The sequence below is a fragment of the Polaribacter aestuariivivens genome (genome assembly GCF_005885675.1).
GTDB classification, from domain to species: domain Bacteria; phylum Bacteroidota; class Bacteroidia; order Flavobacteriales; family Flavobacteriaceae; genus Polaribacter; species Polaribacter aestuariivivens.
In genome coordinates, this window is record NZ_VANR01000005.1 from 300471 (window position 1) to 321516 (window position 21046).

Genomic DNA, 21046 nt, shown 5'->3' on the forward strand with positions numbered 1-21046 from the left:
TATATTTTTAACTTCACCGTTTTTAAAATCAATCTTTGAAAATACAACAAACCTCATTTTTATCTTTAGGAACCAATCAAGGTAATAAATTGGAAAACCTACAAAAAGCAATATATTCAATTGCGAACAAAGTTGGTGATGTTTTAAAAATATCTTCTGTTTATAAGACTGATTCTTGGGGCTTTAAGGGTAATGATTTTTTAAATATATGTATCAAAATATCCACTTATCAATCTCCGCAAAAACTCATAAAATCTTTATTAAAAATTGAAGAAGAGTTAGGTAGACAAAGAAACGATTCTGGAGAATATCAAGATAGAAATATAGATATTGACATTCTATTATTTGGGCAAGAAATCATTTTATCTAAATCGCTAATTGTACCACATTCAAAAATGTTACAACGCAAGTTTGTTTTGGTTCCTTTGGCTGAAATCGCAAAGAACATAACACACCCAGTAATACAAAAAACCATTTCATTTTGTTTACAAAACTGTAATGATTCGTCTAAAATTACTAAAATTAAAAACACTTTAATTCGTCCAATTCCAATTTCAGAAAAATACAATTACATTGCTATTGAAGGAAATATTGGAGCTGGAAAAACATCATTAGCAAAAATGATGTCAAAAGATTTTAATGCCAAATTAGTTTTAGAACGTTTTGCTGACAACCCATTTTTACCAAAATTTTATAAAGACAAAGAAAGGTATGCATTTCCTTTAGAAATGAGTTTTTTAGCCGATAGATATCAACAATTGAGCGATGATTTAGCGCAGTTCGACTTATTTAAAAACTTTATTGTATCAGATTATTATATTTTTAAATCTCTAATATTTGCACAAGTAACACTCTCTAAAGATGAGTACTTACTTTACAGAAAAATGTTTAATTTAATGTACAAAGAAATCCAAAAGCCAGATTTGTATGTATATCTATATCAAAACACAGACAGGTTATTAGAAAACATAAAAATCAGAGGGAGAAAATATGAGCAAAATATAACATCTGAATATTTAAAACAAATTCATGATGGATACCAATGCTTTATAAATACACATAATGATTTAAATTTATTAATTGTAGACGTCTCTGAATTAGACTTCGTAAATCAAGAAAAAGATTATAAATTCATTATTGAAAAAATAAAAGCTTAATTTAAAAAAAAATCATATTTTTGCAAAATAAATAATTCCCCCGATTGTTGAATTAATAGTATATTTTATACAGAAATGAGGAGAATTTTAATACCACTTTTATTATTTGGTTGTTTAATATCAACCAAATCTTTTGGTCAATTTACTACAGACGAAATTACTTACGGAAACAGAATCGACTTAGAAAATAGCAATAGTTGGGCTTTTGGCGGTGGTTTGAGTAATTTTATCATGCATGGAGACTTACGTTCTATTGGAACTTCAGATGATACTAATTATTGGAACTTTGGAGGTTATTTTTATATAGATAAAATGTTTAATCCTTTACTGGGTCTAGAAGGGAAACTTTTTTATACGCAAATGTCTGGAGGAGCACAGTATTTTAACTCAGACTTAGCAAATCATGTTCCCTCATATGTTAATATAACAGATTCTTCTAGAGATAATTATGTTGGAGACTTAAATAATATGTTTTTTGAAGGTAGATCTTATGGATTAGAATTAAACTTAATATTTAGTTTTTCTAATCTATATCAAACTACATCAACAAAATGGCATGCTGCAGGTTATTTTGGTATCGGTTACCAATTCTATAATTCAAGATTAGGGGAAAAATTAGCAAATGGTAGTACTAATTTTATACCAGATGCTGATTTTGGAAACAACCCTTCAAGAAATAGTAAAAATGATGCTACTTCTATATACCTATCTGCTCAATTTGGTTTAAAAAGAAGAATTACTAAAAGAATTGATTTAGAGTTTAGAACTGGTATGTATTTTAACTACGAAGACCACTTAGATGCTGCAATTTCTAGAAAACAAGATTGGGAAACTTTCTTTGTGACAAGTTTAGGAGTTGCTGTAAAATTAGGAAAGAAAAAAGTTTTCACTATTTGGGGTGATGAAGGTGGAGATAAAAGAGGTAAATTTAAAATTATTGATACCGATAAAGATGGTGTAATGGATCAATTAGATATTGAGCCAAATACACCTGCTGGAGTGATGGTTTATGGTAATGGTAAAGCTGTTGATTCTGATAAAGATGGAATACCAGATTATAAAGACAAATGTCCTTTAGAATATGGCCCTGAATCAAACGAAGGTTGTCCATTAAATATAGATTCTGATGGTGATGGAATTATGGATGGTAAAGATCTATGTCCTGCAACTCCTGGAACTGTAGAAAATAGAGGTTGTCCGAAACAAGAGGCTGGTAACCCTTCAAACATTAATCAACAAATTGCATTGTTAGCAGCTAGTATTTATTTTGATACAAATAGCGATAAAATTAAATCTATATCTTTTAACACTATTGATAAAATTGTATCTCTTATGAAAGAAGTACCAGATGTGAAGTTTGTTATTGAAGGTCATACAGATGATAGAAATAGTGACAGATATAACTTATATTTATCTCAAAGAAGAGCAAATGCTGTTAGAAAGTATATGATACAACAAGGTATTCCTAACGAGAGATTAGAAGCTAAAGGTTATGGAGAATCTAGACCTAAGTTTTCTAACGATAATGAAGGTGGAAGACAGTTGAACAGAAGAGTTGAAATTAAAGCTGCTGGATCATTAGATTAGCAATGTTTTATTAATAAATAAAAAAAGAGACTGCTTTTAAAGTAGTCTCTTTTTTTTTATCACAGAATTAAGAATTGATACTTGATTTTAATGAATAAAAAAAAGGCGAAACCAGATATAAGTTTACCTCTCTTTAAATAATAAAATAAATATCTTAAATATTATTTTTTCTTAAGCTCTAATTTTTCGGCAAAGTATTCACAAAAATCACGCATTGTATCACCCATTTTGGTATCATCTGTTGCGCGTTCAAAAGTATCTGCCATAGAAACTAACGTTTGATGATAAAATTGCTTCATCTCATCAACAGGCATATCTTTTGTCCATAAGTCCATTCGTAAAGTATCTTTCTTTTTATGATCCCAAACAGAAATCATAATAGATTTTGAAGATTCACTGTTTATCCCACCATCTTTGGCTGTCCAAGATATTTCCTCTGGAACTTTATTTTCGTCTAAACCAATTTTAAATTTTATTTCTGAAGTATGTTTTACTGACATTATTTTCTAGGTTTATATTTAGATTCTTTAAACAAATCTGTTGCGTTTTTATTTAATAATTCCTGCAAAGATACATCATTATTATAATTCATATAAGATCGAACTATTTGCCAACCAATGTATACACCAACTCTTCCTGGAGATAAATTATCATGTTCCATATAAAATTTAGAAAATGGTGCAACGTCTAAAAAACGTTGGTTCAAATTTGTATCTGTACTAAATAATAGTTCTTTTTCTATAAAATAAGCCCAAATTTGCTCTTCATTATTTAAAACCCAATCATACTTATTTGCTTCAAATCCAATTTTTTCTTTATCTGAAATGGATGGTAAATACATGTCTAATAAATACATTTTTTTTCCTTCTTCAATCATTTTACTAATAAAGCTTCTGTTGTTTGATGGTATAATTTGTTTTGCTATAATAGCGTTTGCTGCATCAACAACAATATGATTTTTAGTATTATTTTCTTTAATATACTTAGGATAATCAGCATAAAACTTATGATTTTTTCCTAAGTAAACATCTAAAGAAACAATTAACAAACTATCTGCATAAAGTACCCTGCTATCATAATCTATATTGGTTAACATAGTTATAACCTTAGGTGAGTTAAATTTAGGGTTGTGATATTTTACGTGCTTAAAAAGTGACGTTAACTGTTCTTTTAAAGGAGTAATATTTTTATAAATTTTTTGAGTTTCTGCAAATAATTCTTGTTCATCTTTACTATTAATTTTTGCAAGAGAAATACTATCTGTAATTTGTTGCGGAAAAAAATAAGGATACTTTTGTTTTATTTCTAGAAGATTTTCTTTATTTGATGTATAAAAATCAACATCAAACCTTTCTACAGAAAATTGAACATCAACATTAGATACATCTACATTTTGTAAACCATCTTTTTTACAAGACATTATACCTAAGAAAACTAATAAAACAAATTGATAAAACCTCATAAACTTTGTATATTGCTGATAGAATTATAGAACGTTAAAAATACTAAAATAGTTTATTAATGAACACTGAAAAAGTTACAGATTATATTGTAAATTGGTTAAAAGATTATGCCTTAAATGCAAAAGTTAAAGGATTTGTTGTAGGAGTTTCTGGAGGTATTGATTCTGCACTAACTTCAACTTTATGTGCTAAAACTGGTTTACCAACTTTATGTGTAGAAATGCCTATTCATCAAGCACAAAGCCAAGTTACAAGAGCAGAAGAACATATTAAACAATTAAAAGAAAAATTTTCGAATGTCACAGAGGTAAGAGTTGATTTAACATCAACTTTTGAAGATTTTAAAAATGTGGTTCCGGATGTAAAAACATCTGATAAAGTAAATTTATCTTTAGCAAATACTAGAGCTAGGTTACGAATGACTACCTTATACTATTTTGCTGGTTTACATAGTTATTTAGTTGCAGGAACAGGAAATAAGGTAGAAGATTTTGGAGTTGGTTTTTACACAAAATATGGTGATGGTGGTGTGGATTTAAGTCCTATTGCAGATTTAATGAAATCCGAAGTTTATAAATTAGCGGCCTATTTAAATGTTCCTAATTCAATTCAAAAAGCGCAACCTACAGATGGTTTATTTGGAGATAGTAGAACTGATGAAGATCAAATTGGAGCTTCATATGATGAGCTAGAATGGGCTATGGAAATGCAAGATCAAGGAAAAACCATCAACGATTTTTCTGGAAGAAAACAGGAGGTTTTTAAAATTTATGAAAGATTAAATAGAATTAACCAACATAAAATGATTCCAATACCTGTTTGTGAAATTCCTAATGAATTAAAATAAAACACTGTAAAACAAAAATGCCTTCAGTTAAACTGAAGGCATTTTTATTTTTTTTGTAATTTGCTATAGCAAGTTGGCAGCTATCATCATTTTTTTTATTCTCATATAAGCTCTTTTTTTTGAACCTTTAGAGATTTCAAAAGGTAATAAAATGAATAATTGAATGATTTTTAGTAGTTGTAAAATTCTTTTCATAATCGTTTGGTTTTTCTCTTTAGCGGGTGCAATATACGTAAAAACTATTAATTATGTTAAAATTTCTATAGGGGAAAATACCCCTTTTTACAATTTAATAACATTAAACTACTCTGTTTAGCTTTCTAAACAGCTTCATTTTCAGGCCTGTATAATTTTTGATAGTTTCCAAATCTATCTGAACATCTTCTGTAGATTGCTTTACCAACTCATCAATTTTCTTTCCAATTAAAACCCTTCTTAAATTAAAAACTGCGTCGTTTACTAATTTTGGTAACAACTCTAAAGCAGAAGTAACATAAATATTTTTACTCTCCCAATTACTTAATTGATGTTTTTCTTCATCCATTAAAATAGAAGTTACTGTTGTGGCAATAATTTTATCTTCATGATTTATTAGCGCATCTAAATCTAATTTTTGAAACTGGTTTAAATGGTGAATTATCTCTACATAAATATTTTGAAAAACAGTATTTGTAAATTCAATTTCATCTTCTTGTAATTGTACATAAATTTCAGCAGAAACTAAATTCGAATATTTTTTATGGGTAATGGTTACTCTACCATCTTCATCTATATTTTCAATATCTTCAATAAAATCTGCCTCTTCATTGCCAAATAATAGTAAAATTCTAATTATTTCTTTTTCTAAAATAGATAATTGATCTATTTTTTCAATTGCAACTTTTCCTTTTACCACTCCCATTTGAGCTTGTTCTTGCTCTAAAAAATATTCTGGTGGTGGCTCATTTGGGTCTTGTTGAGAAAATTGTTGCTTTTTAGCTATTTTATTTTTTTCTTGAATATCTTTTTTAAGCAGTTGTGCTAATTCACTAAACAAAACACGTTCAGAAATATCCATAATACGCGCACATTCTTGCACGTATACTTCTCTTTTGATGCCGTCTGGAATTTTAGAAATACTTGTAACAATGTCTCTAATTACACCCGCTTTTTTTATGGGATCGTTATTAGAATCTTGTAATAAAAGTGATACTTTAAAATTAATAAAGTCTTGTGCTTTGTCTTCTAAATATTCTTTTAATTCGGTAGTTGAATGTGCTTTTGCAAAACTATCTGGATCTTCTCCATCTGGAAATTGTACCACTTTCACGTTCAATCCTTGTTCGAGAATTAAATCGATTCCACGAATGGAAGCTCTAACACCTGCAGCATCACCATCAAAAAGTACGGTTATATTTTTTGTTAACCTGTTTACCAAACGAATTTGATCTGAGGTTAATGCAGTTCCTGAAGAGGCAACCACATTTTCTACACCAGATTGATGAAAAGAAATAACATCTGTATACCCTTCCACCAAATAACAATTGTCTTGTTTAGCGATTTCTTTTTTTGCTTGATATAAACCATATAAGATTTTACTCTTGTGATAAATATCGCTTTCTGGTGAATTTAAATATTTTGCAGCTTTTTTATCCGCGGTTAAAATTCGTCCTCCAAAACCTAAAATACGACCAGACATAGAATGTATAGGAAACATTACACGTCCTTTAAAACGATCGAATTGTTTGTTTTCTTTTACAATGGTTAAACCTGTAGAAGCTAAATACTTTAAGCCGTAACCTTTTGCTAAAGCTGCGTTTGTAAAACCATCCCATTCGTCTAAACAATATCCTAATTCAAATGTTTTTATAGTATCATTTGTAAAACCACGTTCTTTGAAATAAGAAAGTCCGATTGCTTTTCCTTTGTTGGTGTTTAGCATGGTTTCGTGAAAATAATCTTTGGCAAATTTAGAGACCAAAAACATACTTTCTCGCTCATTCATCTGTGCTTTTTCTTCAGATGTTTGCTCGGTTTCTTCTATTTCAATATTGTACTTTTTGGCTAACCACCTTAAAGCTTCTGGATAAGTATAATGTTCGTGTTCCATTAAAAATGAAACTGCGTTTCCTCCTTTTCCTGTTGAAAAATCTTTCCAAATTTGTTTTACAGGTGAAACCATAAATGAAGGTGATTTTTCGTCTACAAAAGGACTCAAGCCTTTGAAGTTACTTCCTGCTTTTTTCAGTTGTACAAATTCGCCAATTACCTCTTCTACTCTCGCAGATTCGAAAACTCGGTCTATAGTACTTCTTGAAATCATTTATTATTTGTTTGGAAAAGTAATGACAAATATAAGAATTAGAACCCTTATTTTTTGAAATTCATAAAATGAAAAACCTCAAAGTTTTAAAATCTTTGAGGTTAGTATGTATTCTAAAAGTTGTTTTTACGAACTTCCTCTTTTTAGCTTACAATATGCGTTAAGGATTGAGCAATTGTTTGAGCTCTTTTTTGTCTTTTACAAAAAAAGCGAGTGTCTTTCGACTGCGCTCAATATAAACTTCAGCCTGACCTTAAAGGTGGAGCCAAAAAAATTAAGAAGCAGCTCTCAACTTTTTTAATGTTGTATTCGTCAATTTTGCTTCTGCGTATTCTTTGGTTACGTTAAATTCTTTTTCGTTAGAACTTGGTAAATCAAACATTGCATCTGTAAAAATAGCTTCACATAAAGAGCGTAAACCTCTTGCACCTAATTTATACTCTACTGCTTTTTCTACGATATAATTTAATGCTTCTTCTTCAATAGTAAAAGCGACATCGTCCATTGTAAATAGCTTGGAATATTGCTTGATTATTGAATTTTTAGGCTCTGTTAAAATGGCTCTTAACGTTGTTGCATCCAAAGGATTCATGTAACTTAAAACCGGTAAACGTCCAATAATTTCTGGAATTAAACCAAATGCTTTTAAGTCTGATGGAATGATGTATTGCAACAAGTTTTCCTCATCAACTTTATCATCATCTAATGAAGCACTAAAACCTACAGCTTGCATATTTAAACGCTTGCTGATAATTTTTTCGATTCCTGAAAATGCGCCTCCAGCAATAAATAAAATTTCTTTTGTATCTACTTCTACAAATTTTTGTTCAGGATGTTTTCTACCACCTTTTGGAGCGACATTTACAACAGTTCCTTCTAATAATTTTAACAATGCTTGTTGTACTCCTTCTCCAGAAACATCTCTAGTGATTGATGGATTGTCTCCTTTTCTGGCAATTTTATCAATTTCATCTATAAAAACAATACCTCTTTGTGCTTTTTCTACATCATAATCTGCTGCTTGTAAAAGTCTGCTTAAAATGCTTTCTACGTCTTCACCTACATAACCTGCTTGTGTTAAAACGGTAGCATCTACAATTGAAAAAGGAACGTTTAACATTTTTGCAATTGTTTTTGCTACCAATGTTTTTCCTGTTCCAGTTTCTCCTACTAAAACAATGTTCGATTTTTCGATTTCTACTTCGTCTTCATCATTTTTTGTTTGTAATAATCTTTTGTAATGATTATAAACAGCAACAGCCATAGAACGTTTTGTTTCGTTTTGTCCTATGATATATTGATCTAAAAATTCTTTAATTTCTAGAGGTTTTTTTAGCGTTAAATCTTTAGATAGATTGCTTGTTTTTGATTCAGAAATTTCTTCTTCTACAATTCCATGAGCTTGCTCTATACATTTATCACAAATGTGAGCATCCATTCCTGCAATTAGCAAATCGGTTTCTGCTTTTTTTCGTCCGCAAAACGAACATTCTAAATTTTCTTCTTTTGACATTTAATTGGTTTTTGGTTGATAGTTTTTGGTTGTTGGCTATAAACCATCAACAAAAAACTAAAAACTAATAACTATTTCTTTCTTGCTAAAATTTCGTCAATCATTCCATATGCTTTTGCTTCATCTGCTTTCATCCAATAATCTCTATCTGAATCGTTGTGAACTTTTTCTACAGTTTGTCCTGAATGATGTGCAATAATTGCATACAATTCGTCTTTTAACTTTAAGATTTCTCTTGCAGTAATTTCAATATCAGAAGCTTGACCTTGAGCACCTCCTAAAGGTTGATGAATCATAATTCTGGAATGTGGTAACGCAGAACGTTTTCCTTTTTCTCCAGCACACATTAAAACTGCTCCCATAGAAGCTGCCATTCCTGTACAAATGGTTGCAACGTCTGGCTTTATAAACTGCATAGTATCGTAAATTCCTAAACCTGCATACACACCTCCTCCAGGAGAATTGATATATATTGAAATGTCTTTATTAGCATCTACACTTTCTAAAAACAGTAATTGTGCTTGAATTACATTAGCAACTTGATCGTTAATTCCTGTTCCTAAAAAAATAATTCTGTCCATCATTAAACGTGAAAAAACATCCATTTGAGTGATGTTCATTTGACGTTCTTCCATAATATATGGCGTTAAACTACTTGTTATTTTTGTAAAATTAGTACTACTAATTCCATGATGTTTTGTTGCGTATTTCTCGAACTCTTTTCCGTAATCCATTTTTGTGATTCTATTTTAAGTTTTATACTGTAAATATAAGAACTATTTTCTTACTATTTTGTTACAGCTTTGTTAGAGTTTGTCGGTAAAAAAACCTGAATTTTACAATTCAGGTTTCTAATTTTTATAATCAAATTCTAAAGAAACTTCTCAACTGCGCTCGAAGTAACATTTTAGAATTAAGAATATTTATTTGTAAACTTCTTTTACGAAATCTTCGTAAGAAACTTCTTTTGTTTTAAAACTCATGTTTTCTTTATAAAAAGCCAATAATTTTTGACTAATTAATTGAGATTGTAATTTTTGAGCTTCTTCTTGGTTTTGTAAAATTCTACCAGCAATATCATCCAATTCTTTTTCTTCTGGATTCATATTGCCAAATTGTGCCATTTGCGTACGGATAAATCCTTTTGCATAGTCTACCAATTCTGCATAATCTAATTTAATGTCGTTATCTTTCATCACTTTTCCTTCAATTAATTGATAACGTAAACCTTTTTCAGATTTTTCAAATTCAGCTTTTGCTTCTTCTGCAGATAATGGTTTTTCACCTGCTGTTTCTAACCATTTTTGCAAAAACTCTTTCGGCAAATCAAACTTTGTGTTTTCTACTAAATGCTCTGTTACAGCATTTAATAATTGTTGATCTGCTTGTTGTGCAAATTGCTTTTCTGCATCTTCCTTAATTTTTTCTCTTAATTCAGTTGCTGTTTTTACACTTCCATCAGGAAATAATTTATCAAATAATTCTTGATCTAAATCTGCAGGTTCCGTTTTTGTAATATCTTCTATAGTTAAAGTAACTTTGATATCTAAGTCATGAATTTCTTCATGAGGAACCCCTAAAATATGTTGTAATTTATGGTCGTCTTCAAATAACTTTTTTGTATCTAATTCAATTACGTCACCAATTTTAGCTCCAATGATTTTCTTTTGGTTTTTCTTTCCTTGTAAATCTTTTACTAAAAAAGTACCTTTTTTATTGATTTCTTTTTCTTCATTTACAAAAGTTCCTGTAACATTTGCATCTTCTGTAACTTCATCTAAAGAAGACATTTTACCATAACGAGTTTGAATATTTTTTACTTCTTCGTCTAATAAATCTTCTGTAGCAATGATATTATAAGCTGTAATTTTCTTCTTCGATTTTAAATCTACATCAAACTTTGGTGCTAAACCTAATTCAAATTCGAAAGAAAATTTATCTGCATCCCAATTGAAATCGTCTTGAATTCTTGGTAATGGATTTCCTAAAATATCTAATTTTTCTTCGGTAATAAATTTATTTAAAGAATCCTGTAAAAGCTTGTTTACTTCGTCTATCATTATAGATTTACCATATTGCTTTTTAATCATTCCCATAGGAACGTGCCCTTTTCTAAAACCTGGAATGTCTGCTTTCTTACGATAATCTGTTAGTAACTTGTCTACTTTCGCTTGATAATCGTTTGCAACAATATCAACTTTTACAACTGCGTTTAACGCATCTATGTTCTCTTTTGTAATATTCATTTATTTATTCTTTTATCTTGAAAAAATCGAGTGCAAAATTACGCTTTTTAATTGATTGCACAAATGTTTAAGTGGTTCTATTTCAGTGTTTATTTTATTAATTCAGCTGTTTTTTTTCATCTGTAAGTAATGAAAATAGTGCTGACCTAAATATTGACAATAAAATACTGAAAAATAATGCTGCCCAAAAGCCTGAAACTGCAAAACCATCCACCAATTTATCTGCCAACATGATTATAATGGCATTAATAACAAAAATAAATAGGCCAAAAGTTACTAGGGTTGCTGGCAATGTAAAAAAGATGAGTAAGGGTCTTACAATCATATTTAACAGTGCAATTACAATTGCAACTATTATTGCTGAAACGTACCCTGCAACAGAAATTCCCGGTAAAATATTTGCTAAAATAATTACTGCAACTGCTGTTAATAATATTTTTAAAAATGTTTTCATTTTATATTTGTTTTCATTTCAAATAACCAAAAGTATACCAAATTGTAAAGTCTGCTGTTTTGGCAGGTTGTAAAGATGATAAAGTAGTTTGGTTTGTTTTTAATATTTTAAAATTATAACTTCGCTATCAACGAATATTGATTAATAGAATAATTTTTATCCGTTTTTTTGATTTTATAAGATTTAAATAATAGAAAGCTAATGGGTAATAAAGATAAAAAAAAGAAAAAAGCGAAATTATTAGATATGGATGGTATTGAAATTGTTAAGACTAAAATGTTGATTTATGAAGAGCTTAAAGAAAAAGGGTCTGAAAACAAAAAAATTGATTTTTCAGATTACTTATAATATTTTACTCACTCCGTTTAAAAAAAATTGACGTTTTTTAATTTAACTAATTACTATTTATGTTCATTCTGTAATTCTGTAGCTTTTCTTTCTAATTCTGCTTGAAACTCTTCCATCACAGGTTTTACAGTACTTTCTGGTATATCTGCCACTTTTATATACATTAAACCATCTACTGCATTGTTAAATTTAGGGTCTACATTAAAAGCTACTAAACGTGCATTTTGTTTTACATATTTTTTTATTAAAACAGGAATTCTTAATGCTCCTGGTTCAATTTCATCAATAATTTTATCAAACTTTTGCATGTCTGATTGTGTTGCATCAAAAACAAAATCTTTATCTCCGTCTTTTAATTTTACTTTGTACTCTTTCTTCGGATAAATATATTGTGCTATGTATGGATCGTAGTAATGTGATTTCATAAACTCAATCATTAACGATTTTGAGAAATCTGAAAATTGATTACTAATAGAAACACCACCCATTAAATATTTATATTCTGGATAACGTAAAGTAACGTGTACAATACCTTTCCAAAGTAAAAATAAAGGCATTGGTTTTTGTTGATATTCGCTAATTATAAAAGCACGCCCCATTTCTATGGTATTTTCCATCATTTGAAATAGTTCTGGCTCAATTCTAAATAAGGTTTGAATGTAAAATCCGTTGATACCATATTTTTTATAAATTTCTTTTCCTAATCCCATTCTGTAGGCTCCTGCCAAACAATTTGCTTCTTGATCCCACAGTAATAGGTGATGGTAATATTTATCAAACTTATCTAAATCTATCTCTTTGTTGGTTCCTTCTCCAACTTCTCTAAAAGTAATTTCACGTAACCTACCTATTTCGTGAATTAAATTAGGAATGTCTTTGGCTTTTGCAAAAAATACTTCGTAATTTTTACTTTCTAATAATCTTGCATCTTTTTCTCTTAATGCGTTAATTTCTTTTATAAATAAGTCTACATTTCTTTGAGAAGTAATTTTTTTTGCTGGTTTTTTAATTTTAATATTTTGAGTAGAAATTAATTTGTTCGCTTTCTCAAAAGGATTTGCCAACATATAGGTTTTTTTTCTAATGAACTCATAAAAATCAGGAATTTCTTTAAATTCATTTTGGTCAGCCACAGAAATTGGTTTTCCGATTCTAACTTTTACTACTTTGCCACCTTGAGAAATAACTTCCGAAGGTAATTTTGCAGTTCTTAACGTATCTGAAATTTTGGATAAAAAGTAAAAAAGACGACTGTTTTTTGCATGGAAATAAATTGGAATTACAGGAACATTTGCTTTTTTTATTAAACGTACAGCTCCTTCTTCCCAAGGTTTGTCTACTTTTAATTTTCCATCTTTATAAGTTGATACTTCTCCTGCTGGAAAAATACCCAATGGTTTTCCTTCCTTTAAATGTGATAATGCACTTTTAATTCCTGCAACACTCGATTTTGCATCCTTTCTTGTTTCAAAAGGATTTACAGGCATTACATAAGGTTTTAAAGGCTCAATTCTATGTAATAAAAAGTTGGCAATAATTTTATAATCTGCTCTTTTTTCTATCAATAGTTTTAATAGTAAAACACCATCTATACCACCTAAAGGATGATTAGAAATTGTTATAAAAGCACCATCTTTTGGTATTCTTTTTAAATCTTCTTCAGGTATTTCAAACTTTATATTACAATCGTCTAAAACACCATTTAAAAAATCTAAATCTGTTTTGTTTTTATTCTTATCGTAAATTTTATTAATAGATGAAATACGAAGTATTCTTAACAAAATCCACCCAACAAATGTTCCAAGAAATCCAAGTTTTTCTAAACCAATTACTTGCGAAATTTCTTTAGATGTTACTAATGCCATAATTTATTGATTGACCTAAATGCAAACATACTAAAAAAAAGAACTACATATTTGCCAAATTGTTGCCAAATCAGGTAACAAATTCAGACGTACAAATCTTTTACAACTCTAAAATTGTATTAGTTTGCCTGTAAAACAATTTGAATGGTTTCTTTATTTACTTGTGTTAATAAAGAAGTTCCTTTTTCTTCAATACTTTCTACTGCTTCATCATCAAAGTGACGTACTGTAAATAAATCTATTCCTTTTTGAACTTCTAATTTAAATTCGTTTTTTAAATCATTATAAAAAGAATCAAATTTTTTAAATTTATTATCAATACAAACAGAAAAACTGATAGCAGAATTTTGAATTAAATTTACTTTTAATTGGTAATCGTGTAATTTTTGAAAAATATAACTGATGTTATTTTCTACCATAAAAGAAAAATCTAATGCAGATATTGATACTAAAATTTGATCTTTTTTAACAATAAAACAAGGTATTAATGGCTCTAAATTAGAGCCTTTTGAAATTTTTGTTCCAGGTTCTTTTGGGTTCACAAAAGAACGGACTAACAATGGAACTTCTTTTCTTTCTAAAGGTTGTAATGTTTTTGGGTGTATTACTGAAGCACCATAAAAAGCCATTTCAATAGCTTCTTCGTAAGAAATTTGATTTAGTAAAGTGGTGTTTTCAAAAACTCTTGGGTCTGCATTTAAAACACCTGGAACATCTTTCCAAATTGTTACACTTTCTGCATTTAAACAATATGCAAAAATTCCTGCTGTATAATCTGAACCTTCTCTACCTAAAGTTGTAGTATTTTCAGTATCATTAGCCGCAATAAAACCTTGCGTAATGTTTATTTTTGTAGCATCTACTTTATTGGTAATAATTTCTTCGGTTAAACTCCAATCTACTTTTGCATCTCTATAATTACTGTCTGTTTTTATATAATTTCTTACGTCAAACCATATATTTTCTAAACCAATTTTGGTTAAATAAGCACTTATTATTTTGGTAGATAATAATTCACCAAAGCAAATAATTTGGTCGTAAACGTAATTAAATCTTTGCGATGTATTTCTTGCTAAAAACCAACCTAATTCACCAAAAAGTATGGCTACGTCTTTATAAATTTCATCATCTTTAGCAAAAAGAGCCTCCATAATATTATTATGATACTCTTCTATAAAATTTAGCTTATCTGGTAAATTTTCTTCTTTATTGTAATATGCATCTACAACTTCTTCAAAAGCATTTGTCATTTTTCCCATAGCAGAAACAACAACCAACGTATCACTTGCTCCTTCACTTTTTATGATTGAAGCTACGTTTTTTATACTTTCTGCATCTTTTACAGATGCGCCACCAAACTTAAAAATCTTCATTTTTAATTATTTTGAATATATGTTGATAAATTTTCTTTATTCATTTGCACCACAGACCAATCACTTAAATAAGTTGCTCCTGTACTTTTATAAAAATCTATGGCATTTTTGTTCCAATCTATAACTTCCCAAGCAACTCTATTAAAATTGTTATCGTAAGCATATTTTAAAACAGCTGTATATAATGCTTTTCCAGCTCCAATTTTTTGTTTGCTCTTCGTTACAATTAAATCTTCTAAATGAATTGTTTTTCCTTTCCAAGTAGAGTAACGTTCGTAAAACAATGCAATTCCTATAATTTTAGCTTCTTGCTCTGCTACAAATAAGTTAAATTTTGGATTTTTAGAAAAACCATCTTTTAATAAATCTTCTTCAGTTATTTCTACAGCTTCTGGTTCTTTTTCAAAAATTGCCAATTCATTAATTAATTCTAATACAGCACTTACGTCTTTCTCCTCTCCTTTTCTAATAATAAAACTCATTGTATGGTAAATTTTGGTCAAAGATAGTTGTTTTGGTATCTTCTAAAAATATTTGAATATTTTACACAGTTATTTTCGATTTGTTTAAATTTTGAAATTATAAATATTGTATGATTGATAATTTTCTAAGCAAATTTTTACGAAAAAAAGTGTTACGAAATCGGTGTAGTAAGCGAAATTTTAGCATCTTTGTAACACAAATCATTTAAAAATTATGTTACCAAAAAAACAAACTCTTGGCGAATTTATTATAGAAAATCAGCATGCTTTTAAGTACAGTTCTGGTGAACTTTCAAGCCTATTAAATTCTATAAGATTGGCTGCTAAAGTAGTAAACCATGAAGTAAATAAAGCTGGTTTAGTAGATATTATAGGAGCTTTTGGTGACACCAACATTCAAGGTGAAGATCAACAAAAACTTGACGTTTATGCAAATAATAAATTTATTCAAACCTTAACACGAAGAAATATTGTTTGTGGTATTGCTAGTGAAGAAGAAGATAGTTTTATATCTATAAACAGTATTGATGAAAACAACCAGAATAAATATGTAGTTTTAATTGATCCATTAGATGGCTCTTCTAACATTGATGTAAATGTTTCAGTAGGAACCATTTTTTCTATTTACAGACGTGTTACGCCTACAGGAAGTCCTGTACAATTAAAAGATTTTTTACAAAAAGGAAGTGCACAAGTTGCTGCTGGTTATGTGGTGTATGGTACCTCTACAATGTTGGTATATACTACTGGAAATGGTGTAAATGGTTTTACCTTAAATCCTGCAATAGGTACTTTTTACTTGTCACATCCAAATATGACTTTTCCTGAAGATGGAAATATATATTCGGTAAATGAAGGAAATTATTTAGATTTCCCTTTAGGTGTAAAAAAATACATTAAATATTGTCAGGAAGAAGAAGGTGATAGACCTTACACAAGCAGATATATTGGTTCTTTAGTTTCTGATTTTCATAGAAACATGATAAAAGGTGGTATATACATGTACCCAAAAGGATCTAGAAATCCGAATGGTAAATTACGTTTATTATATGAATGTAATCCTATGGCTTTTTTAGCTGAACAAGCCAATGGAAAATCGTCTGATGGCTACACAAGAACTATGGATGTAGAGCCTACTGAACTTCACCAAAGAGTCCCTTTTGTTTGCGGAAGTAAAAATATGGTAGAAAAATTAGAAGCCTTTATGCAAGAATTTGGCGAATAAATACTCTTTATACTACTATAAGTTAAGAAAGCCTTAATATTTTGGGAAACTGTTACATATTGATTAAATTTACCTCACAAAACTAATATTAATTTTAAAAAATAAAAAAATGGCTTTTAAACTACCAGAATTAGGTTATGCATATGATGCTTTAGAACCGAATATAGATGCAAGAACAATGGAAATACACCACACGAAGCATCACAATGGATATACCACAAAATTAAACGGAGCAATAGAGGGAACTGATTTAGAAGGAAAATCTATTGAAGATATATTAACTAATTTAGATATGAGCAATAGTGCTGTTAGAAATAATGGTGGTGGTTTTTACAATCACTCATTATTCTGGACAGTTATGAATCCTGAAGACAAAGGATATTTATCTGGCGAATTAAAAGATGCTATTGAAGCTGCTTTTGGTTCAAAAGAAAAGTTTATGGATGCTTTTTCTAATGCAGCTGCAACGCAGTTTGGTTCAGGTTGGGCTTGGTTGTGCGTGCACAAAGGAGGTAAAGTAGAAGTTTGTTCTACTCCAAACCAAGACAATCCATTAATGCCAGGTGTTTCTTGTGGAGGAACTCCAATTTTAGGATTAGATGTTTGGGAACATGCATACTACCTAAATTACCAAAATAGAAGACCAGATTATATTGATGCTTTCTTTAAAGTAATTAATTGGAACGAAGTTGAAAGACGCTACGCTGAAGCGAAATAAATTTCAGCATTTTATATATATAAAAAGCATCCAAGTAATTTGGATGCTTTTTTTTGTAAAACTTTATTTAATTAATAAGCTCTTTTATCATTGCCTTCATAAAAATTGATAAAAGCCTCGTTAACAACCCTATGTCCTCCAGGAGTTGGATAGTTTCCTGTAAAATACCAATCACCTAAATTATCAGGACAAGCTTTGTGTAAACCTTCAATAGATTGATAAATTACCTCTACTTCTGCATTGATATCTTTAGTTTTTAACATTTCTGCAATTTTTGCTGAAATTTTTTCTGGAGAAAATGGTTTGTAAATTTCTTTTACATAATTTACAATTTCAACATCTGTTTTTAATTGTTGTGCTTTTGATTTTTTATAAACTTCATCAATAATATGCTCTTGCTTTGTATCTTTTAATAGCTCTATAGCCGCTTTAAATGCAATAAATGCATCAATTCTTGCCATATCAATTCCATAACAATCTGGATACCTAATTTGTGGTGCAGATGATACTACAACTATTTTTTTTGGCTTTAACCTATCTAAAATTCTAATAATACTTTTCTTTAAAGTGGTTCCACGAACAATACTATCATCAATAATTACTAAATTATCTGTTGGTTTTACAACTCCATAAGTAATGTCGTAAACATGCTCTACCAAATCATCTCTACTGCTATCATCTGCAATAAATGTTCTTAATTTTGCATCTTTAATTGCTATTTTTTCAAAACGAGGTCTTTCCGATAAAATTTCCGTTACTTTTTTTGCAGATAATTTTGTTCCTCCCGCTAAAATTTGTGCAGTTTTTTGTTGATTTAATAAATCTTCAGCAGCTTCCGTCATTCCATAAAAAGAGGTTTCTGCAGTATTTGGAATGTAAGAAAAAACAGTATTTGAAATATCTGAATCTATTGATTTTAATATCTGCGGAAATACGAATTTTCCTAAATTTTTTCGCTCTTCGTAAATAGACGCATCACTTCCTCTTGAAAAATAAATACGCTCAAAAGAACATGATTTTTTTTCTTTTGGCTCTAAAACTTGTTTAATTGAAGTTTTTCCATTTTTCTTGATAATTAAAGCATGTCCTCTTTCTAGTTCTTTAACATCATCAATCTTAACATTAAACACAGTTTGAATTACGGGTCTTTCTGAAGCTACTACAACAACCTCATCATCTTCATAAAAATAAGTAGGTCTTATTCCATTTGGATCTCTTAAAACAAAAGCATCTCCATGACCTACCAAACCAGCCATAGCATAACCACCATCCCAGTTTTTAGAGGATCTTTTTAATACTTTTTTAAGGCTTAAATTTTCTTCGATATATGGAGAAGCATTCTTTTTTGTAAAACCTTTTTTCTTCGCTTTTTGATATAATTTAGCCACTTCATCTTCTAAAAAATGACCAATTTTTTCCATTACAGTTACAGTGTCTGTAAACTCTTTTGGGTGTTGTCCTAACGCTATTAATTCTTCTAACAACTGTTTAGAATTAGTCATGTTAAAATTACCTGCCACTATTAAATTTTGATGCTTCCAATTACTTTGACGTAAAAATGGATGTACACTTTCTATACTGTTTTTACCAAAAGTTCCATAACGAACGTGACCCAAAAACAGGTTACCAACGTAAGGCATGTTTTCTTCTTGCCATTCTACGTCGTCTTTTTTGTCTTGATTTTCTTCTAAAACTCCATTTAAACGTTCATTAATTTGAGCAAAAATATCTTGTATGGGTTGTGATTGATTAGAACGTACTCTGCTAATATATCTTGTACCTGGAGCTACATTAAATTTTATACTTGCAAAACCAGCACCATCTTGTCCACGATTGTGTTGTTTTTCCATTAACAAATACATTTTATTTATTCCGTAAAAAGCAGAACCGTATTTATCTTTATAAAATTGTAAAGGTTTTTTTAATCGAACAAGTGCAATTCCACATTCATGTTTTATAGCGTCACTCATTGGTATTTGTAGTTTTTTTTTGTTGTGTTGTTGTAATAAAAAATCCGCGTGATGAAACGCGGATTAAAATTAAGATATTTTTATATCAAATTGTGTTAAATCTTTAAAAGCTTGCAAACGCGTTTTTACCTCTTCTTTTGTAAGCTCTTGCATGCGTTCTGTACCAAATTTTTCTACACAGAAAGAGGCTAAGTTAGAGCCATAAATAATGGCGTTTTTCATATTCTCGAAAGAAATATCTTCTGTTTTTGCCAAGTAACCACAAAAACCTCCTGCAAAAGTATCTCCTGCTCCTGTTGGATCAAAAACTTCTGCCAATGGTAAAGCTGGTGCAAAAAACATTTTACCCTCATTAAATAAGAGCGCTCCATGTTCTCCTTTTTTAATTACCACATATTTTGGACCCATTTTGTGAATTTTCTTTGCAGCATTCACTAATGAATATTCTCCAGAAAGTTGACGCGCTTCTTCATCATTAATGGTAATTACATCTACTCTTTTTAAAACAGTGTGTAAATCTTCCAAAGCAATATCCATCCAAAAATTCATAGTATCTAAAACCACCAATTTTGGTCTTTCATTCATTTGATCTAAAACAGAAGCCTGCGTTAAAGGGTGTAAATTACCCAACATTACAATACCTGCATCTTTAAAACTTTCTGGTACAACTGGTGTGAAAGTTTCTAACACATTTAATTCAGTAATTAAGGTATCACGTGAATTCATATCATTATGATATTTTCCACTCCAAAAAAAAGTTTTTCCTTCTTTTACAATTTCAATACCTTCTGTATTTATTCCTTTTGAATTCATCATATTTAAATATGATTCAGGAAAATCACCACCAACTACAGAAACAACTCCGGTTTTAACTCCAAATTGAGAGGCTGCTAAACCCACAAAAGTTCCAGAACCTCCTAATATTTTATCTGTTTTTCCAAAAGGTGTTTCAATAGCATCAAAAGCTACAGTACCTACTGCTAATAATTTACTCATTTCTTATATTTTATGCGTAATTTTGTATTTTACAAAAATGCTTTTAAGTAAGCAGCAAAAATAAGTTTTAAAAATGAGTATCAAAGAAATACAAGAAGAAATTATTGATGAGTTTTCAATGTTTGATGATTGGATGGAACGCTATGAATATATTATAGAACTTGGAAAATCTTTACCAATTATTGATGAAAGCTTTAAATTAGATGAAAACTTAATAAAAGGGTGTCAATCTAAAGTTTGGTTGTATTCAGAATTAGAAGACGATAAAATTAAATTTACCGCAGACAGTGATGCTATTTTAACAAAGGGTATAGTGGCACTTTTATTGAGGGTTTTTTCCGAGCAAAAACCAGAAGATATTTTAGCCGCAGAAACTACTTTTATCGATGAAATTGGTTTAAAAGAACATTTATCACCAACAAGAGCAAATGGACTAGTTTCTATGATAAAACAAATAAAAATGTACGCAATTGCACAACAAACAAAATTAGCCAAGTAAT

General features: G+C 29.5%; 19 protein-coding genes. 7 read left to right on the top strand and 12 right to left on the bottom strand.

What is annotated here, in order from left to right:
* Nucleotides 1-35: 35 nt before the first annotated feature.
* Together folK and FDT66_RS10990 are read left to right on the top strand one after the other, a co-directional pair.
* The gene (gene folK / locus FDT66_RS10985; RefSeq protein ID WP_138536443.1) at nucleotides 36-1157 is read left to right on the top strand and encodes a 2-amino-4-hydroxy-6-hydroxymethyldihydropteridine diphosphokinase; all 1122 of its coding nucleotides are present in this window, start codon (nucleotides 36-38) and stop codon (nucleotides 1155-1157) included.
* A 75-nt stretch (nucleotides 1158-1232) separates the two neighbouring features.
* A complete protein-coding gene (locus tag FDT66_RS10990) occupies nucleotides 1233-2744 on the top strand; it encodes an OmpA family protein (RefSeq protein WP_138536445.1) in 1512 nt (503 codons plus the stop codon).
* 161 nt (nucleotides 2745-2905) lie between these two features.
* On the opposite strand, the gene gldC is transcribed toward FDT66_RS10990, so the two are convergent.
* Nucleotides 2906-3244 carry a gliding motility protein GldC gene (gene gldC / locus FDT66_RS10995; protein WP_138536447.1) on the bottom strand — a complete coding sequence of 113 codons (339 nt, stop codon included), beginning with the start codon at nucleotides 3242-3244 and terminating at the stop codon, nucleotides 2906-2908.
* Entirely contained in the window at nucleotides 3244-4206 is a 963-nt protein-coding gene (gldB, locus tag FDT66_RS11000; RefSeq protein ID WP_138536449.1) for a gliding motility lipoprotein GldB, read from the bottom strand. The genes gldC and gldB overlap by 1 nt, the downstream gene beginning before the upstream one ends.
* A gap of 59 nt (nucleotides 4207-4265) precedes the next feature.
* Between gldB and nadE the strand changes: the two genes are divergently transcribed.
* Nucleotides 4266-5054 carry an NAD(+) synthase gene (nadE, locus tag FDT66_RS11005; protein ID WP_138536451.1) on the top strand — a complete coding sequence of 263 codons (789 nt, stop codon included), beginning with the start codon at nucleotides 4266-4268 and terminating at the stop codon, nucleotides 5052-5054.
* A gap of 298 nt (nucleotides 5055-5352) precedes the next feature.
* Here nadE and dnaG read toward each other — a convergent pair whose 3' ends face one another.
* From dnaG to FDT66_RS11030, 5 genes are all read right to left on the bottom strand, one after another.
* Nucleotides 5353-7356: a DNA primase gene (gene dnaG / locus FDT66_RS11010; protein WP_138536453.1), complete on the bottom strand. Its 2004-nt coding sequence runs from the start codon at nucleotides 7354-7356 to the stop codon at nucleotides 5353-5355.
* Nucleotides 7357-7630: 274 nt separating this feature from the next.
* Entirely contained in the window at nucleotides 7631-8869 is a 1239-nt protein-coding gene (gene clpX, locus FDT66_RS11015) for an ATP-dependent Clp protease ATP-binding subunit ClpX (protein ID WP_138536455.1), read from the bottom strand.
* Nucleotides 8870-8940: 71 nt separating this feature from the next.
* The gene (gene clpP / locus FDT66_RS11020) at nucleotides 8941-9603 is read right to left on the bottom strand and encodes an ATP-dependent Clp endopeptidase proteolytic subunit ClpP (RefSeq protein WP_138536457.1); all 663 of its coding nucleotides are present in this window, start codon (nucleotides 9601-9603) and stop codon (nucleotides 8941-8943) included.
* Nucleotides 9604-9792: 189 nt separating this feature from the next.
* Nucleotides 9793-11115 carry a trigger factor gene (tig, locus tag FDT66_RS11025; RefSeq protein WP_138536459.1) on the bottom strand — a complete coding sequence of 441 codons (1323 nt, stop codon included), beginning with the start codon at nucleotides 11113-11115 and terminating at the stop codon, nucleotides 9793-9795.
* 97 nt (nucleotides 11116-11212) lie between these two features.
* Nucleotides 11213-11569, bottom strand: coding sequence for a phage holin family protein (locus FDT66_RS11030; RefSeq protein ID WP_138536461.1), 357 nt, complete (start codon nucleotides 11567-11569; stop codon nucleotides 11213-11215).
* 201 nt (nucleotides 11570-11770) lie between these two features.
* Here FDT66_RS11030 and FDT66_RS14055 point away from each other — a divergent pair, with 201 nt between their 5' ends.
* On the top strand, nucleotides 11771-11917 hold the full coding sequence (locus FDT66_RS14055; protein WP_171032371.1) for a hypothetical protein: 147 nt from the start codon (nucleotides 11771-11773) through the stop codon (nucleotides 11915-11917).
* A 53-nt stretch (nucleotides 11918-11970) separates the two neighbouring features.
* Here FDT66_RS14055 and FDT66_RS11035 read toward each other — a convergent pair whose 3' ends face one another.
* From FDT66_RS11035 to FDT66_RS11045, 3 genes are all read right to left on the bottom strand, one after another.
* Nucleotides 11971-13782 (bottom strand): GNAT family N-acyltransferase, encoded by a 1812-nt coding sequence (locus tag FDT66_RS11035; protein ID WP_138536463.1) that lies wholly within the window; start codon nucleotides 13780-13782, stop codon nucleotides 11971-11973.
* Between the two features lie 119 nt (nucleotides 13783-13901).
* Nucleotides 13902-15155, bottom strand: coding sequence for an aspartate kinase (locus FDT66_RS11040; RefSeq protein WP_138536465.1), 1254 nt, complete (start codon nucleotides 15153-15155; stop codon nucleotides 13902-13904).
* A gap of 2 nt (nucleotides 15156-15157) precedes the next feature.
* Entirely contained in the window at nucleotides 15158-15637 is a 480-nt protein-coding gene (locus FDT66_RS11045; protein WP_138536467.1) for a GNAT family N-acetyltransferase, read from the bottom strand.
* Between the two features lie 214 nt (nucleotides 15638-15851).
* On the opposite strand from FDT66_RS11045, the gene fbp reads away from it, so the two are divergent.
* Entirely contained in the window at nucleotides 15852-16862 is a 1011-nt protein-coding gene (fbp, locus tag FDT66_RS11050) for a class 1 fructose-bisphosphatase (RefSeq protein WP_138536469.1), read from the top strand.
* A 109-nt stretch (nucleotides 16863-16971) separates the two neighbouring features.
* Complete coding sequence (locus tag FDT66_RS11055; protein WP_138536471.1) at nucleotides 16972-17580, top strand: superoxide dismutase; 609 nt, start codon at nucleotides 16972-16974, stop codon at nucleotides 17578-17580.
* Nucleotides 17581-17651: 71 nt separating this feature from the next.
* On the opposite strand, the gene FDT66_RS11060 is transcribed toward FDT66_RS11055, so the two are convergent.
* Complete coding sequence (locus FDT66_RS11060; RefSeq protein WP_138536473.1) at nucleotides 17652-19550, bottom strand: amidophosphoribosyltransferase; 1899 nt, start codon at nucleotides 19548-19550, stop codon at nucleotides 17652-17654.
* Nucleotides 19551-19619: 69 nt separating this feature from the next.
* On the bottom strand, nucleotides 19620-20546 hold the full coding sequence (locus FDT66_RS11065; protein WP_138536475.1) for a PfkB family carbohydrate kinase: 927 nt from the start codon (nucleotides 20544-20546) through the stop codon (nucleotides 19620-19622).
* Between the two features lie 73 nt (nucleotides 20547-20619).
* On the opposite strand from FDT66_RS11065, the gene FDT66_RS11070 reads away from it, so the two are divergent.
* Nucleotides 20620-21045, top strand: coding sequence for a SufE family protein (locus tag FDT66_RS11070; RefSeq protein WP_138536477.1), 426 nt, complete (start codon nucleotides 20620-20622; stop codon nucleotides 21043-21045).
* The last annotated feature ends 1 nt before the right edge of the window (nucleotide 21046 follow it).